Raw genomic sequence first — 15,021 nt, forward strand, 5'->3', positions numbered from 1 at the left:
TATAGTTATTTCGTGCGGAGTGCGCTTGGTGTCCCCGCTGTCTGCGGGGGGGCGCGGCGGGGCGCCGGCGGGGGGGGGGGGGGCCCCCCCCCCCCCCGGGCCCGGCCGGGGCCGGGCGGACGGACGGTACGGCGGTCACTTCACCGACACCTGCGAGATGTCGAGGACGCCGGTCCAGTCGCTGATGACGACGTTCTTGACGCTCTTGCCGACCAGGCGCTTGTAGACCGGGTGGAAGAGCGGGACGTCCAGCGCCTGCTCGCCGATCTTCTTGTCCAGGGCGCCCCAGCGCTTGGCGGCGGCGGCCAGGTCGGTGAGCTTGTTGATCTCGTCGACCTCCTTGTTGACCGCCGGGTCGTTCAGCTGCGCGTGGTTGTAGTTGGAGCCGTTGGTGACGATCTGCCGGCCGTCGAAGATCGGGGCCAGGAAGGGACCGCCGGAGGGCCAGTCGGCGCCCCAGCGGGAGATGAAGAAGCCGGGGGCCTTCTTGGCGTCCCAGCGGAGCTCGTTGAAGGCGTTGTTCTCCAGGCCCGCCAGCTTGACCGTGATGCCGGCGGCGGCCAGCGCCTGCTGGACGGCGGTGGCGACCTCGGGGCTGGTCTGGCGGTTCTGGGCGGTGGAGTGGGTGAGCGTGACGGTCAGGCCGTTCGGGAAGCCGGCCTGCTTCAGCAGCTCCTTGGCCTTGGCCGCGTCGCCCGTCTTGCCGGCCGGGAAGTGGTCGTACGGCGTGTAGCCGAAGGCGGCCTGGTTCGGCAGGAAGGTGGTGGCGGCCTCGGCGAGGGCGGAGCCGCCGGCCGCGTTGACCACGCTGGTGCGGTTGATCGCGTAGGAGATCGCCTGGCGCACCTTCGGGTTGTCGAAGGGCTTCACCTTCGGGTTGAAGGCCAGGTAGTTGGTGTAGCCGAAGTGGCCGGTGCCGACCCGGGCGGCCAGCTCCGCGTTGCCGCCGATCTGGGCGAGTTCGGCCGGGCCGAGGTTGGTGTCGGTGGTGACGGCCGCGGCGTCGGCGCCGGAGCTGGTGGAGAGCCGCTGGTTGATGACGGCCGCGTCGAGACCGGAGCGGACGTCGATGCTGTCGGGGTAGGCCTTGCGCTCGGCGTCGGTGGCCTCGGACCAGTTCGGGTTGCGCTCCAGGACCAGCCGCTCGCCGTCGTTCTCGTTCTTGACGACCTTGTACGGGCCCGAGGAGACCGGGTGCTCCTCGTACTTCGCGCCGGTGTCCTTGGCCTTGGGCACGGGGGCGAACTGCGTCTGGGTGGCGACGAAGGGGAACTCGCCCTCGGGCTTGCGCAGCTTGAAGACGATCGTCTTGGCGTCCGGGGTGACGATGGAGGCCAGCCCGTTCTTGTCCTTGTACGGGCCCTGGTACTTCTCGCCGCCGACCAGCCAGTCGCGCAGGTAGGGCGCGCCGCCCGACAGCTCGGCGGCGAAGGACCGCTCGATGCCGTACTTGATGTCGGCGGTGGTGATCGGGGTGCCGTCCTCGTACTTCAGGCCGTCCTTGAGGGTGTACGTCCACTCGGTGGCGTCCGCGTTGGGGCGGCCGGTGTCGGTCGCCAGGTCGGGGACGACCTCGGTGCCGGCGGCGCCGTTCTCGCGGTTGCGGGTGGTCAGCGTGCGGAAGACCAGGGACGGGACGTTGCCGCCGCCGGAGGTGTAGAGCCGGGCGGGGTCGAAGTCGTTCTGCGGCTCGGAGTTGAGGACGGTCAGGGTGCCGCCCTTCTGCGGCGCGCCCGCGGCGCCGGCCTTCGCACCGCTCTTCGCCGTACCGCCGTCGGGTCCGCAGGCGACCGCGCCGCCCGCCAGGACGATGCTGACGGCGGCCGCGGCCACGGCACGGGATATCTGGGACTTGGGGTACATCGGAAGGGGACCTCTCGGCGTGTTTCGGGAAACGGCGAAGGCCACGCGAGGGGCAGCGGTGTCCGGCGGCCGGGGCCGGGGACGGGAGGTGCCGCACCTGCGGGCGGGAACGCCCGGGCGCGGCGGAATGGAGACGGGGGAACGCTTCCCGCAGAGGTGCGGGAGGGGCCGTCGACGCGCGCTCAGGCTGCGGTCAGCGACAGAGAATGTCGGCCACGCTGTGCGCGGTCACGCCGAGGAGCGCCAGCTCGATGGCGGCGCTCGCGGAGGCGGCGTGGTGGTGCGACATGCCGAGAACAATTACCGATCGCCTGTGCGATGTCAACGCGGATCATCGCGCCCCGGCCGGGGCGCGCTCGAGCCGGTCGTCAACTGCCGGGGTACACCCACGGGTTGGGCCGGCACTTGATCCCGTCGATGTCCAGGGACTTCGTTTGCTGCTGCATGATCGGCGCGAGCGCGCCGGGGGTGCTGCAGCTCACGTGGCCGTGGCCGAGGCGGTGCCCGACCTCGTGGTTGATGAGCATCTGGCGGTAGGCGTACATCTTGTCCGCGCCGTAGGTGACGGAGCCCTGGGCCCACCGGAAGGCGTTGATCATCACGCGGTCGGTGGAGGCCGAGTCGCAGGAGACGTTGTCGACGGTGGTGTCCAGGCCGGACTTGGCGCACCAGGCGCCGGTGGTGCCGGGGCTGGCGAGGGTGATCACGAAGTCCGCCTCGCCGGAGGGCACCCGCTCGAAGGTCATCTCGCCGCCGTGCGACCAGCTGCGGCGGTCGTTGAGGGTGCGCTGGACGGCTTCGGCGAAGAGCGCGCCGTCGAGGCCGAGGCCCTTCTCGACGTCGACGCGGTAGCGGACCTTGCGGCCCTGGCCGGGAGCGGCGGCGACACCGGGCACGGTGTCGAACTCGCCGGAGCCCTTGAGCTTGGGGTCGATGGGGTACCGGGCCGCCATCTTCTGGTCGTACGAGAGTTCGGGGGCGACGGCCGGGGCGGAGGGGGTGCGCCGCTCGTCGGAGCGCGAGGCGGCCGAGGCGGTCCCGCCGCGCTGTTCGTTGTCGCCGGCGGCGCTGGTCTTGGCGCGGTCGCTCTCGTGCCCGGCGACCTGCCCGGTCACGACCACGGCCAGGACGGCCGTCACCGCGGCGGCGGCCAGTCCGGTGTAGAGCTTGCCGCGGCCCCGGCGCTCGGTGCCGGGGCGCCGGTGCGTGCCGGTGGTGCTGCCGTCCTCCTCGCGCCGCGGCCGCGGCACGGCCGAGGGGTCCGCGGCCGGGTCGGCGCCGGGCGCCCCGGGGTCCTGCACCGCCGGGAACGCCCCGGTCCCGCGCACCGCCTCGAAGCTCCCGGTGTCGCGGAAGGCCTCGAAGGACCCGGTGTCGTGCACCCGCGGGAAGGCGCCGGTGTCCTGCACGCGCGGGAAGGACCCGGTCTCCCGGACGGCCTCGAAGGAGCCGGTGTCCCGGACCGCTTCGAAGGAGCCGATGTCGTGGACCCGCGGGAAGGCGCCGGTGTCGTGCACCGCGCGGAACGAGCCGGTGTCGTGGACCGCCTCGAAGGAACCCGTGTCGTGGACCTGCGGGAAGGAACCCGTGTCCCGGACCGCCCGGAAGGAGCCGGTGTCCTGTGCGCGCGGGAAGGAGCCGGTGTCGTGCGGACGCGGGAAGGACCCCGTGTCGTGCGGACGCGGGGTGAAGGGGTCCGGCTCCTCGAAGGGCGGGAAGGGGTCGGCGGGGCGGGCGGGGGCCGTCGCGGCGGGGCGGCGGGTGCCGCGCCAGTCGCCGTAGACGGAGCCGGCGCCCTCGCCCCAGGCGCCGCCCGGCTCCCGGGCCTCCGGGTGGCCGCCCCGGACGTGCGCCGGTGCGGTGTAACCCTCATGAGTGACCGTCGGATCGACCGGACCCGGCCGCCCGGCCGGGTCACCGGCGCCCGCGGGTGCGGGGAAGGCGGCGGGGAAGTCGTCGGCCGGGAAACCGGCCCCGAGGAAGGCGTCGTCCGGGAAACCGGCGTCCTCGGACACCGTGCCGGCGCTCTCGGCCGGCCCCTTGCGGCTATGTCGTCCCACCGGACCCCTCAGCTCCCACCCTGTTCGGCGGCGCGGACCAGGTCGCGGAAGGCCGCCGCGACCACCTCCGGGTACTCCATCATCGCCACGTGCCCCGCCTCCGGCAGGCTCAGCAGCCGCGAACCGCGGAAGGCGGCGGCGGCCCGGCGCGCCATCCGGTACGAGACCAGCTGGTCCCGCCCGCCGTACACCAGCAGCGTCGGCGCGAGCACCCGCTCGGCCTGGCGCCACAGCCCATGCTGCCCGCCCAGCGTGTACGCGTCCACGATCCCGCGCGAGCTCCTTGTCATGGCGTCCCAGAAGTAGGGCAGCAGCAGCCGCCGCTCCATCTCCTCGACCGCGTCGCGCAGCCCCTCGGGGGTGACCCGCGACGGGTCTCCGTAACAGAGGCCGAGGATGCCACGGACCCGCTGCTCCGCGCTGAGGCCCTTCGTCAACCGGGCGAACAGCGCGGCCACCCCCGGAAGGGCGAGCAGTGCCGTCGGCACGGCCGAGGACTGCACGCGCAGTTCCGGCAGGGCGGGCGAGACCAGCGTCAGGGTGCGGACCAGGTCCGGCCGCGCCGCGGCGACCCGGGTGGTGACCGCGCCGCCCAGGGAGTTGCCGAACAGGTGCACCGGGCCCCGGCCGCTCGCGTCCAGGTGCCGGATGACGGCCCGGGCCAGCGCGGTGACGGAGTAGTTGCCGTCCTCGGGCGGCGGGGAGGCCCCGAAGCCCGGCAGGTCGACGGCCTCGCCGTCCACCTCCTCGGCCAGCTCGGCCATGAGGGAGGACCAGTTCAGGGAGGACCCGCCGAGCCCGTGCACGAACAGCGCGGGCGGCAGGCCGGTGCGGGCCGGCGGCCGGGACCGCACGGTCAGGGTCAGCCCGGGCAGCGAGACGCTGCGCAGCTGCTCGCCCTCGGCCACGCGCACGGTGCCCACCTGGGAGGACACCGCGGAAGTGGCGCGGATACCCGGCAGCTCGGTCGACGACATGCGGCCAATGTTACGAGACGATCACGCGGGGACCCGTGTGTTCGCGCTCACAGGCGGGGCCGGATCCGTATAGCGGCCCCACCCCGACTCTCCTAGGCTCGTAAGAACAGGGGAAGAGAAGGAAAAGAGGGGAGCCCCATGACTGCCGACCCGACGGAGCCGGACACCTTCCAGGACAGTTCCCCGGCGCTGGACGCCGAGGCCCCCGAGGCCGACGCGGCGGAGCAGCAGGCCGAGCTGACCCCGCGCGAGGACCAGCCGCTGACCGGACTCGAGCGCGGCGAGGCGGCCGACGGGGACGCCGCCGAGCAGGCCCGGGTGGTCGCGCTGGACGAGGACGACTACCGCTGACCGGGCCCGGGAGCAGGGCCCGGGCGGCGGGCGGCCCGCCAGTCCGGGGCATTCGTACAGGTCCGCACCGTGCGTGCGGGTGTCCGTAGACCGAGAAAACTCCGTCCGGACCCCCCACATTCGGTTACCGAAAAGTACGATGGCGGGCGCGGCGCACAGCGCACGTGGCGGCGCACAGTGCACGTGACACAGAAGAAAGTGGGAGGCGGCGTGACAGCCATCGAGCAGACCGAGGCGGCGCGCCCGCGGGGTACTCGCCTGCCGCGCCGGGCCCGGCGCAACCAGCTCCTGGGCGCGGCCCAGGAAGTGTTCGTCGCGCAGGGGTACCACGCGGCGGCGATGGACGACATCGCCGAGCGCGCCGGGGTCAGCAAGCCGGTGCTGTACCAGCACTTCCCGGGCAAGCTCGACCTCTACCTGGCGCTGCTGGACCAGCACTGCGAGGCGCTGCTGGTGGCCGTCCGCACGGCCCTGGAGTCGACCAACGACAACAAGCTCCGGGTGGCCGCCACCATGGACGCGTACTTCGCGTACGTGGAGGACGAGGGCGGCGCCTTCCGGCTCGTCTTCGAGTCGGACCTGACCAACGAACCGGCGGTGCGCGAGCGCGTGGACCGGGTCTCGCTGCAGTGCGCCGAGGCGATCTCCGACGTGATCGCCGAGGACACCGGGCTGGCGAAGGACGAGTCGATGCTGCTGGCCGTGGGCCTGGGCGGGGTCTCGCAGGTGGTGGCCCGCTACTGGCTGTCCAGCGAGAGCCCGGTGGACCGGGACAAGGCGGTCGGCCTGCTGACCTCGCTGGCCTGGCGCGGCATCGCCGGCTTCCCGCTGCACGGCTCCGAGCAGCACTGACCCCGGCGGCGGCGGGCGGCCTGTTCGCTCGCAGCGTGTCCGCCGCGGGCCGTTCCCGTCCCCTCTCCGGGCTAATGTGTCCGGGTAGGGCGCGGCAGACCGCGCGTGGCAGACCGTCGGAGGGACGAAGCCGTGGAGGTCAAGATCGGCGTGCAGCACGCACCCCGGGAGATCGTGCTGGAGAGCGGACTCAGCGCCGAGGAGCTGGAGAGCCTCGTCTCGGACGCCCTCACCGGCAAGGCGCAGCTGCTCAGCCTGACGGACGTGAAGGGCCGCAAGGTCCTGGTGCCGACCGACCGGCTGTCGTACGTGGACATCGGCGAGCCGAGCATCCGCAAGGTCGGGTTCGGCGCCGCGTAGTCCCGGCGTAACACACAACTGAGAGAAACGGCCCGGTGGTTGCTCCCACCGGGCCGTTTCCGTGTCCACGGGGGTTGCTGAGGGTTGCGTTCCGCCCACTCCGGGTAGGACCGCCTCGACCCGATTTGCCCCTGGCTGTGCGGGAGGGACCTCATGCTCGTGGAAGCGTTCGGCTCGGCTGTCCTGGGTCTCGCCCTGTCCTGGGCGGCGGTCCGGAGACTGCCCGGCCGGCTGCCCCCGGTCCGCGTGGTCCTGGCCACCGGCGCGCTCGGCGCGCTGTTCGGCGCCGCGCTGGTGCACTACTCCCTCGGGCCCGGGCACCGGACCCTGACGGCGACGTTCCTGGGCGCGGCCCTGGTGGGCGCGGCGGGGCTGTCACTGCTGCTGCGCCCGGGTCGGCCGGGTGCGGGGGCCGGGCGGGCCCCCTTTTCCGTCCCCTCGGGCGGCTGAGCGCGCCGCCCGGCTGGTGCGGTGGCGGCGGCGGTGAGCCCGCCGGGGTGCGGGCTCCTCCGGCGTCGGGTCAGGCGGCCAGGCCGAGGGCGGCCATGCGCTTGGTGTGGGCCTTGGTGATGCGGGTGAACATCTCGCCGACGGCGGCCAGGTCGAAGCCCGCGGCCATCCCGTCCACCCCGCCGACCAGCATGGTGGAGAGGGCGTCGCGCTCGGCGACCACCCGCTGGGCCTGCGACAGGGCCTCGCCCATCAGGCGGCGGGCCCACAGCGCGAGCCGGCCGCCGACCCGCGGGTCGGCCTCGATCGCGGCGCGGACCTTCTCCACGGCGAAGTTGCCGTGGCCGGTGTCGTCCAGCACGCCGAGCACCAGGGAGCGGGTGTCGGAGTCCAGGTGGGTGGCCACCTCGCGGTAGAAGTCGCTGGCGATGGAGTCGCCGACGTACGCCTTGACCAGGCCCTCGAGCCAGTCGGAGGGAGCGGTCTGGCGGTGGAAGTCGTCCAGGGCCTTGGCGAAGGGCTCCATGGCGGCGGTGGGCTCGGCGTCGACCGCCGAGAGCCGGTCGCGCAGCCGCTCGAAGTGGTGGAACTCCGCGGAGGCCATCTTCGCGAGCTCGGCCTTGTCCGCCAGGGTGGGCGCGAGCTTCGCGTCCTCGGCCAGCCGCTCGAAGGCCGCGAGCTCGCCGTAGGCCAGCGCGCCCAGCAGGTCGACCACCGCGGCGCGGTACTGCGGGGAGGCGGCGGCGGTGGCCCAGTCCTGGGCGGCGATGCCGACGGGCGCGGTCTCTCCGGCGGCGTTCCCCGCCGGCTCGGCGTTGGCGGCGTGCTCGGCGTTTTCAGCGGTCTCCATGCAGCGCACAATAGCCCGCCCGGGGGCGGGGGGAAGTGCCTGGTCAGTCACCCCGGACACGCCGCCCTGGTGAATTCGCCCGACACACCTGCGCGATTCCGGGGTACAGTGGTAATGCGCCTGCCGAGTAGTTCGGCGGGCCATCCGAATGAGGATGCCCGGTCGGTGGCCCGATCGGCTCCAACCGACCGCCCTCAACGGGGCGTGCACGTCCTTGCGTGCCGCCGTCCGAGAGGGGCCCCCTCAGCGGTATGAGCGCTTGAGCGAAGGCAGTGGTCCCGCGCCATCCCGGCCAGGCGGCTCTTTTCGAGCTGCGGCCCGGGTGCTCCCGGCAGCAGCCGGGGGCGACATGCCAGGCACGGTACGACCCCCCTCGCCGCCTCGTGCCGCGTCTCACAGAAGAGGCAGCACCCTGACTACGTTCCGAGACCTCGGGATCTACCCCGAGACCGCCGAAGCGCTTGAAGCCGTCGGCATCGTGTCCCCCTTCCCCATCCAGGAGATGACCCTCCCCGTCGCCCTCTCGGGCACGGACGTCATCGGCCAGGCCAAGACCGGTACGGGCAAGACCCTCGGTTTCGGCCTGCCGCTGCTGGAGCGCGTCATCGTCCCCGCGGACGTCGAGGCCGGCCGGGCCAAGCCCGAGCAGCTGACCGACGCCCCGCAGGCGCTGATCGTGGTCCCGACCCGCGAGCTGTGCACCCAGGTCACCAACGACCTGCAGACCGCCGGAAAGGTCCGCAACGTCCGCGTGCTGGCCATATACGGCGGCCGCGCGTACGAGCCGCAGGTCGAGGCGCTCAAGAAGGGCGTCGACGTGATCGTCGGCACCCCGGGCCGCCTGCTGGACCTGGCCGGCCAGAAGAAGCTCGACCTGTCCAAGGTCAAGGCCCTGGTCCTCGACGAGGCCGACGAGATGCTCGACCTGGGCTTCCTGCCGGACGTCGAGAAGATCATCAACCTGCTTCCGGCGAAGCGCCAGACCATGCTGTTCTCGGCGACCATGCCGGGCGCGGTCATCGGCCTGGCCCGCCGCTACATGTCGCAGCCCACGCACATCCGCGCCACCTCGCCGGACGACGAGGGCGCGACGGTCGCGAACATCACCCAGCACGTCTTCCGTGCGCACAACATGGACAAGCCGGAGCTCGTCTCCCGGATCCTGCAGGCCGAGGGCCGCGGACTGGCGATGATCTTCTGCCGCACCAAGCGCACCGCCGCCGACATCGCCGAGCAGCTGGAGCGCCGCGGCTTCGCCTCCGGCGCCGTCCACGGCGACCTGGGCCAGGGCGCCCGCGAGCAGGCCCTGCGGGCCTTCCGCAACGGCAAGGTCGACGTCCTGGTCTGCACCGACGTCGCCGCCCGCGGCATCGACGTCGAGGGCGTGACCCACGTCATCAACTACCAGACGCCGGAAGACGAGAAGACCTTCCTGCACCGCGTCGGCCGCACCGGCCGCGCGGGCAACAAGGGCACCGCCGTCACCCTGGTCGACTGGGACGACATCCCGCGCTGGCAGCTCATCAACAAGGCGCTGGAGCTGGACTTCCACGAGCCGGAGGAGACGTACTCCACGTCCCCGCACCTGTTCGAGCAGCTGAACATCCCGGCCGGCACCAAGGGCATCCTGCCCCGTGCCGAGCGCACCCGCGCGGGCCTGAAGGCCGAGGAGATCGAGGACCTGGGCGAGCCGGGCGGCCGCGGCCGCCGGTCCGCCGCGGCCCCGGCCGCCGAGGAGCGCCCGGCCCGCACCCGCACGCCGCGTCAGCGCCGCCGCACCCGCGGTGGTGCGGAGGTGGCCGAGGGCGCCGCAGCGGTGACCCCGGTCGCCGAGGCCCCGGCCGAGGAGTCGGCCGAGCCGCGCCGTCCGCGCCGTCGCCGCACCCGCGGTGCGACCACGGCCGTCGCGGCCGCCGCCGCGACCGCGGTGGCCGAGGCCCCGGTCGTCGAGGCCGCCCCCGTCGCCGGGGCCCCGGCCGAGGAGGCGCCGGCCAAGCCTCGCCGGACCCGCACCCGCAAGGCCGCGGTGGCCGAGCCGACCGTGACCGAGGCGCCCGCCGCCGAGGCCCCGGCCGAGGAAGCCCCCGCCAAGCCCCGCCGGACCCGCACCCGCAAGGCCGCCGAGGCCCCGGTCGTCCCGGCCCAGGCCACGGACGAGCCGGCCGCCAAGCCGCGCCGCACCCGCAAGGCCGCGGTCGCCGCCGAGGCCCCCGCGGCCGAGGAGGCGCCGGCCAAGCCGCGCCGTACCCGGACCCGCAAGGTCGCGGACGCCGCGGAGTAGTCCGAAAGCCCGGTCCGAAGGCCCGGTTCCCCCTCGGGGGAGCCGGGCCTTCGGCGTTCCCCCGGCCGCCGGGACGCAACCGACCGGCCAGTAACGTAGGGGCATGAGCAAGCCTCCCCGGCTGTCCCTGCCGCCGTACGCCACCGCCCGGACCCTCGCCACCGCCCGCGGCGAGTTCGCCGTCCACGACGCCGTCCCCACCGGGGCCGTCCGGGGCACCGCCCTGCTCGTGCCCGGCTTCACCGGCAGCAAGGAGGACTTCATCGGGCTGCTGGAACCGCTCGCGGTGGCCGGCTACCGGGTGGTCGCCGTGGACGGGCGCGGGCAGTACGAGAGCGACGGGCCCGCCGACGAGGCCGCGTACGCCCAGCACGAGCTGGCCCTCGACGTACTGGCCCAGGCCGCGGCACTGGGCACCCCGGTGCACCTGGTCGGGCACTCCCTGGGCGGCCTGATCTGCCGGGCCGCGGCCCTGCGGGACCCGGCCGCGCTGCGCAGCCTCACCCTCATGAGCAGCGGTCCCGCCGCGATCACCGAGGCCCAGCAGGAGCGGACGAAGCTGCTGGTGGCGGGCCTGGAGCTGATGGGCGACGACATGGAGGCGATCTGGCGGGCGATGCGCGCCCAGGACCCCGAGGACGCCCGCGAGGACTCCCCCGAGCTCGAGGAGTTCCTGCACCGCCGCTGGCTGGCCAACCGCCCGCAGCAGCTGATCGCCACCGGCCGGCAGCTGATCTCGGAGCCCGACCGGATCGCCGAACTGGCCGCCGGCACCCCGGGGCTGCCGAAGCTGGTGCTGTCCGGCGCCGTGGACTACGCGTGGCCGGTACCGCTGATGGACGAGATGGCCGAGCGGCTGGGCGCCCGCCGCGTGGTCGTCCCGGGCACCGAGCACTCCCCCAACGCGGAGGACCCCCTGACGACGGCGGCTGCGCTGGCGGCCTTCTGGGAGCGGCACTAACAGGTCAGCCCGGCCCGATGGGTCCGCCGCGCCCGTCCCGCTGTACGCCTCCCCAGGCCGTCCGTGGTGTGTGGGGCAGCCCCTTGACGGGGTGTGGCAGGCTGGTCCGGAGGCAGGCCCGGGCCGGGGATGACCGCAGGTCACGGCGAAGCCGCTTGTCCCCGGGTTGGGCCTGCCGCAGGGCCTGCAGGCCACCCCCCGTCAAGGGGCGCGGGGCCCCACACACCACGGACGGCCCCGCCGCTTGCCGCTGCGCGGAGCCACCCCCACCCCGCCCCTTCCCGAAACCGGTGGGCGCCGCCCCCGGACCCCCCGCGTCTCAAACGCCGGCGGGGCTGGAAGGGGGGACAGCCCGGCTCCGCCCCGAACCCCGCACCGCCGCTGCCGCGACGGTCGCCTCAAACGCCGGCGAGGCTGGGAGGGGGGACAGCGGGGCTCCGCCCCGAACCCCGCGCCTCAAACGCCGGCGGGGCTGAGAGGGGGGTCGGCGGGGCCGGCTTTGCCACCCCCTCGCACACGCGAAGCGCCCCCTCACCTGTGTGGTGTGGGGGCGCTGTCACGTGTGGTGCACGGCGGGCGTCTTACGAAGCCGTGCTCTCGGCCGGTCGGATCCAGATGCGCTGGCCGATTGCGGCGGCCTGCTGCACGATCCGGTTGACGGAGGCCGCGTCGACGACGGTCCGGTCCACGGGGGTGCCGTCCACGTCGTCCAGGCGCAGAATCTCGAAGCGCATGGGCTTCTCCCTTCGTCGGTTTCGCTGCTTGCACAGGTCATAACGAAGTGTAAGAGGCAAACATTCCCTACGCTAAGGAAATTTTTTCACTCGCTAAAGATTCAAGCGGGAGTCAGGCGGTGTGAACGACCTGGAGGACGCCGTTGATGATCTGCTGCACGGCGATCGCGGAGAGCATCATGCCCGCCAGCCGGGTCACCAGCACGACGCCGCCGTCCTTGATGATCCGGATGATGACCAGCGAGTAGCGCATGGTCAGCCAGAGCACGATGTGCATGGCGAGGATGGCCGACCAGACCGAGAGCTGCTGGCCGAAGCCGTCGGCCCGCTGGACGGCCAGGATCACCGAGACGATCGCACCGGGACCGGCCAGCAGCGGCATGCCCAGCGGCACCAGCGCGACGTTGACGTCCTTGGTCTGCTTGGGCTCGTCGGTCTTGCCGGTCAGCAGGTCCAGGGCGATCAGGAGCAGCAGCAGGCCGCCCGCGATCATCAGCGCGGGCACCGAGACGTGCAGGTAGTCGAGGATCTGCTGGCCGCAGATGCCGAAGACGGCGATGACGCCGAAGGCGACGCAGACGGCCTGGAAGGCCATCCGGCGCTGGACCTTGGTGGCCCGGCCCGAGGTCAGGGCGAGGAAGATCGGGGTGATCCCCGGGGGGTCCATAATCACAAAAAGCGTGAGAAAGAGGGATCCGAAGACAGCGAAGTCGAACACAGTGATGGCCTTGCAGGGAGTGGTCTTACCGACGGAAGTGGGGGCGCGCGGCATGCCGGCTCGGCGGCACAGGGCTCCGCGGCCCGCCCGGTCCGGCCACGGGGGCCGGGAAGAGGAAGGAAGGTGCCGGCGTCCCGGTCCGCGACGGGGCGGACGGGGCCGGCGGGGATCAGCGGTCCGCGGGTCCGCCCGCGCCCGGCACCGGGAAGGCCCCCGTCGCACGGCGGGTGATCTCGCCGTAGATCTCGGGGTCGGTGGTGTACTCGCCGAGCCGGCAGGTCTTGCGGCTGCCGTGGTAGTCGCTGGAGCCGGTGGCCAGCAGCCCGAGGTCGGCGGCGATCCCCCGCAGCCGGTCCCGGGTCGGGGCGTCGTGGTCCATGTGGTCGACCTCGATGCCGTCCAGGCCCGCGGCCGCCAGCTCGGCTATCACGCGCTCCGGCACGACCGCGCCGCGCTTGACGGCCAGCGGGTGCGCGAAGACGGTGACCCCGCCCGCGGCCTTGACCAGCCGGACCGCCTCGAAGGGGTCCAGCTCGTGCTTGGGGGCGTACGCGCGGCCGCCGTCGGCCAGCCACTCGGGCGTGAAGGCGTCCGAGACGGTCGCCACCACGCCCAGCTCGACCAGTGCGCTGGCGACGTGCGGCCGGCCGACCGAGCCGTCACCGGCGATCCGGGCCACCTGCTCCCAGGTCACCGGGACGCCGAGGGCCTGGAGCTTGGCGACCATCGTCCGGGCGCGCGGCACCCGGTCGTCGCGGACCAGCTCCCGCTCCCGGGACAGCTCGGGCTCCTGGGGGTCGAAGAGGTACGCCAGCAGGTGCATCGGTACCCCGCCCACCCGGCAGGAGAGTTCCGCGCCGGTGACGAGGGTGAGTCCCGCGGGGGTGGCCGCGATCGCCTCGGCGTAGCCGGCGACGGTGTCGTGGTCGGTCAGCGCCACCACGTCGAGCCCGGCCGCGGCGGCGGCCCGCACCAGCTCGGCGGGGGTGTCCGTGCCGTCGGAAGCGGTGGAGTGGGCGTGCAGGTCGATGCGCACGGCACGGCTCCAGGGGCAGGACGAACGGGGGACACCCCAGGATAACCGGGCCTTCGGGCCCTTCCGGACAGGCGCCCCGGCCGCTCAAGGCGCCGGAAGCGCCCCGGCTACTCCAGGATCCGCGGGCTCAAGGCCCCGCACGGCAGGAGTTCCACCTCGGCGCCCGCGTCCCGCAGGTCGGTCAGGACCAGTTCGTCGTAGAGGAGGAGGCCGGACTGCTCGGGCCAGACCACCGCCCACAGCCACAGGCCGCGGGCCTCGCCGGCGAAGACGGCGCGGTCGTCGGGGGTGCCCGGGACGTGCCACAGCGGGGTGGGGCGGCCGGCGGCCACCACCTTGGCGTGCGGGGTGGCCGAGACGTTGATGTAGGGGCCGGGGTCGGGGCCGTCGATGCCGGCGTACCGCGCGCCGAGGCCGACGCCCAGCTCCTCCGCGATCAGCAGCAGCTCGCCCATGCCGCCCAGCGGGCCCGGACCCGAGCAGGCCACCGCGGTGGCCCGGCCGCCGCTGCGGTCGTCCCCGGCGGTGGCGATGCCGGTGAACAGCCAGCCCAGCGGCAGCGGCCAGGGCATCCAGACCGGCACCTGGGCGCGGTTCACGACCACGCCGAGCCCTTCGACGCTGGGCGGGATCACGGGTTGCAGGGGGTGGACGGTGCCGTGCAGCGTGCACTGCCAGGAGTCGGCGAAGAGTCCGGGCGCCCTGACCCGGCCACCGCACTTCGGGCAACTCGGTTCGCCCCTCATAGGGATCCACGCTCCTCCCCGGCCGCCGCCCCGTCAAGGGACGATCACCCGTCCGGATGCGATGCGTACCCGCGGTGGCGGGTATCAGTCACATTCCGGCGGCCTAGTCCAGCAGGACGGCCCAACGACGCCCGGGTCGCGAGGGGTCGGCTGCTAGTCGAGCGCCACCGAGGTGCGCAGGGGGTCGCGCAGGTCCGTGCCGCCGGCCAGCCAGCGCTCCTGGAGGGCCGCCGCGCCGTGCACCCGCTTCCAGGCGGCCTCGTTGTGCGTCATGGGGAGCAGCGGGAGGAAGCGGACCGGGTCGCGGGGGGCGTCCAGTTCCAGGTCCTCGACCAGCCCGCCGGGCTCGGCCACCAGCACGGAGCTGAAGGGCGCCCCGGGCCAGAGCGGTTCGCCGGTGTCCAGGGAGGCGCCGGGGCTCACCACCAGTCCCTCGACCTGCGGCGAGGCGCCGAGCACGGCCAGCGGCCGGAGCAGCTTGTCGGTGTCCGCGAGCCCGGCGCGGACCGAGAGCACCAGCTCGGCGCGGGGGCCCCGGAGCGGGTCGGCGACCACCTCGGTGGGGTCGGCCATCGGGTGGGCGGACATGCCGAGGGTCGCGTAGCGGACCAGGTCCCCCTCGGTGAAGCGGAGCACCTCGATCCGGTCCGTGCCGACGAAGGTGATCGAGGCGCGCGCGTCGGGTTCGCCGAGCGCCGTGCGCAGCCGGGCTTCCACAAGAGCCAGAACTTCTGCCATGCGGTGAGCATAGAACGCCTATTGGGAGGGTAAAGGCGCGCATC

The 15,021-nt window shown here is 73.6% G+C and carries 16 protein-coding genes; 6 read left to right on the plus strand and 10 right to left on the minus strand.

Translation table 11 applies throughout. The features are described 5' to 3' along the window. Positions 1-135: 135 nt before the first annotated feature. The 4 genes from AB0O40_RS02775 to AB0O40_RS02790 all read right to left on the minus strand — a co-directional run bounded on the left by AB0O40_RS02775 (position 136) and on the right by AB0O40_RS02790 (position 4,900). Positions 136-1,863, minus strand: coding sequence for an ABC transporter substrate-binding protein (locus tag AB0O40_RS02775; RefSeq protein ID WP_365034920.1), 1,728 nt, complete (start codon positions 1,861-1,863; stop codon positions 136-138). Between the two features lie 193 nt (positions 1,864-2,056). Continuing rightward, the gene (locus AB0O40_RS02780; protein WP_365034922.1) at positions 2,057-2,152 is read right to left on the minus strand and encodes an Ms4533A family Cys-rich leader peptide; all 96 of its coding nucleotides are present in this window, start codon (positions 2,150-2,152) and stop codon (positions 2,057-2,059) included. A gap of 79 nt (positions 2,153-2,231) precedes the next feature. After that, a complete protein-coding gene (locus AB0O40_RS02785; RefSeq protein ID WP_365034923.1) occupies positions 2,232-3,923 on the minus strand; it encodes a DUF3152 domain-containing protein in 1,692 nt (563 codons plus the stop codon). 8 nt (positions 3,924-3,931) lie between these two features. Beyond that, a complete protein-coding gene (locus AB0O40_RS02790; RefSeq protein ID WP_365034925.1) occupies positions 3,932-4,900 on the minus strand; it encodes an alpha/beta hydrolase in 969 nt (322 codons plus the stop codon). A gap of 138 nt (positions 4,901-5,038) precedes the next feature. Between AB0O40_RS02790 and AB0O40_RS02795 the strand changes: the two genes are divergently transcribed. The 4 genes from AB0O40_RS02795 to AB0O40_RS02810 all read left to right on the plus strand — a co-directional run bounded on the left by AB0O40_RS02795 (position 5,039) and on the right by AB0O40_RS02810 (position 6,913). Continuing rightward, positions 5,039-5,251: a hypothetical protein gene (locus AB0O40_RS02795; RefSeq protein ID WP_365034926.1), complete on the plus strand. Its 213-nt coding sequence runs from the start codon at positions 5,039-5,041 to the stop codon at positions 5,249-5,251. A gap of 210 nt (positions 5,252-5,461) precedes the next feature. Beyond that, complete coding sequence (locus AB0O40_RS02800; RefSeq protein WP_365034928.1) at positions 5,462-6,103, plus strand: TetR/AcrR family transcriptional regulator; 642 nt, start codon at positions 5,462-5,464, stop codon at positions 6,101-6,103. A 132-nt stretch (positions 6,104-6,235) separates the two neighbouring features. Further along, the gene (locus AB0O40_RS02805; protein WP_365034930.1) at positions 6,236-6,463 is read left to right on the plus strand and encodes a DUF3107 domain-containing protein; all 228 of its coding nucleotides are present in this window, start codon (positions 6,236-6,238) and stop codon (positions 6,461-6,463) included. Positions 6,464-6,616: 153 nt separating this feature from the next. Next, positions 6,617-6,913, plus strand: coding sequence for a hypothetical protein (locus AB0O40_RS02810; protein ID WP_365034932.1), 297 nt, complete (start codon positions 6,617-6,619; stop codon positions 6,911-6,913). A gap of 70 nt (positions 6,914-6,983) precedes the next feature. Here the strand turns inward: AB0O40_RS02810 and AB0O40_RS02815 are convergent, their stop codons facing one another. Continuing rightward, positions 6,984-7,772 (minus strand): ferritin-like fold-containing protein, encoded by a 789-nt coding sequence (locus tag AB0O40_RS02815; RefSeq protein WP_365034934.1) that lies wholly within the window; start codon positions 7,770-7,772, stop codon positions 6,984-6,986. 340 nt (positions 7,773-8,112) lie between these two features. On the opposite strand from AB0O40_RS02815, the gene AB0O40_RS02820 reads away from it, so the two are divergent. Both AB0O40_RS02820 and AB0O40_RS02825 read left to right on the plus strand, forming a co-directional pair. Next, positions 8,113-10,044 carry a DEAD/DEAH box helicase gene (locus tag AB0O40_RS02820; protein WP_365034936.1) on the plus strand — a complete coding sequence of 644 codons (1,932 nt, stop codon included), beginning with the start codon at positions 8,113-8,115 and terminating at the stop codon, positions 10,042-10,044. Positions 10,045-10,147: 103 nt separating this feature from the next. Further along, the gene (locus AB0O40_RS02825; RefSeq protein WP_365034938.1) at positions 10,148-11,005 is read left to right on the plus strand and encodes an alpha/beta hydrolase; all 858 of its coding nucleotides are present in this window, start codon (positions 10,148-10,150) and stop codon (positions 11,003-11,005) included. Positions 11,006-11,586: 581 nt separating this feature from the next. Here AB0O40_RS02825 and AB0O40_RS02830 read toward each other — a convergent pair. The 5 genes from AB0O40_RS02830 to AB0O40_RS02850 all read right to left on the minus strand — a co-directional run bounded on the left by AB0O40_RS02830 (position 11,587) and on the right by AB0O40_RS02850 (position 14,977). Next, positions 11,587-11,739 carry a hypothetical protein gene (locus AB0O40_RS02830; RefSeq protein WP_365034939.1) on the minus strand — a complete coding sequence of 51 codons (153 nt, stop codon included), beginning with the start codon at positions 11,737-11,739 and terminating at the stop codon, positions 11,587-11,589. A gap of 112 nt (positions 11,740-11,851) precedes the next feature. Beyond that, entirely contained in the window at positions 11,852-12,457 is a 606-nt protein-coding gene (locus tag AB0O40_RS02835; protein WP_365034941.1) for a MarC family protein, read from the minus strand. A gap of 169 nt (positions 12,458-12,626) precedes the next feature. Then, complete coding sequence (locus AB0O40_RS02840; RefSeq protein WP_365034943.1) at positions 12,627-13,493, minus strand: PHP domain-containing protein; 867 nt, start codon at positions 13,491-13,493, stop codon at positions 12,627-12,629. 107 nt (positions 13,494-13,600) lie between these two features. Continuing rightward, complete coding sequence (locus tag AB0O40_RS02845) at positions 13,601-14,239, minus strand: DUF6758 family protein (protein ID WP_365034945.1); 639 nt, start codon at positions 14,237-14,239, stop codon at positions 13,601-13,603. Positions 14,240-14,392: 153 nt separating this feature from the next. Beyond that, complete coding sequence (locus AB0O40_RS02850) at positions 14,393-14,977, minus strand: suppressor of fused domain protein (RefSeq protein WP_365034946.1); 585 nt, start codon at positions 14,975-14,977, stop codon at positions 14,393-14,395. Positions 14,978-15,021: the final 44 nt, after the last annotated feature.

It is taken from the genome of Streptomyces sp. NPDC089919, from assembly GCF_040684615.1.
Taxonomy (GTDB): Bacteria; Actinomycetota; Actinomycetes; order Streptomycetales; family Streptomycetaceae; genus Streptomyces.

Coding starts and splice junctions, on each gene's coding strand:
- AB0O40_RS02775 (WP_365034920.1), bottom strand. CDS start 1,863: ATGTACCCCAAGTCCCAGATATCCCGTGCCGTGGCCGCGGCCGCCGTC.
- AB0O40_RS02780 (WP_365034922.1), bottom strand. CDS start 2,152: ATGTCGCACCACCACGCCGCCTCCGCGAGCGCCGCCATCGAGCTGGCG.
- AB0O40_RS02790 (WP_365034925.1), bottom strand. CDS start 4,900: ATGTCGTCGACCGAGCTGCCGGGTATCCGCGCCACTTCCGCGGTGTCC.
- AB0O40_RS02795 (WP_365034926.1), top strand. CDS start 5,039: ATGACTGCCGACCCGACGGAGCCGGACACCTTCCAGGACAGTTCCCCG.
- AB0O40_RS02810 (WP_365034932.1), top strand. CDS start 6,617: ATGCTCGTGGAAGCGTTCGGCTCGGCTGTCCTGGGTCTCGCCCTGTCC.
- AB0O40_RS02820 (WP_365034936.1), top strand. CDS start 8,113: ATGCCAGGCACGGTACGACCCCCCTCGCCGCCTCGTGCCGCGTCTCAC.
- AB0O40_RS02825 (WP_365034938.1), top strand. CDS start 10,148: ATGAGCAAGCCTCCCCGGCTGTCCCTGCCGCCGTACGCCACCGCCCGG.
- AB0O40_RS02830 (WP_365034939.1), bottom strand. CDS start 11,739: ATGCGCTTCGAGATTCTGCGCCTGGACGACGTGGACGGCACCCCCGTG.
- AB0O40_RS02845 (WP_365034945.1), bottom strand. CDS start 14,239: ATGAGGGGCGAACCGAGTTGCCCGAAGTGCGGTGGCCGGGTCAGGGCG.
- AB0O40_RS02850 (WP_365034946.1), bottom strand. CDS start 14,977: ATGGCAGAAGTTCTGGCTCTTGTGGAAGCCCGGCTGCGCACGGCGCTC.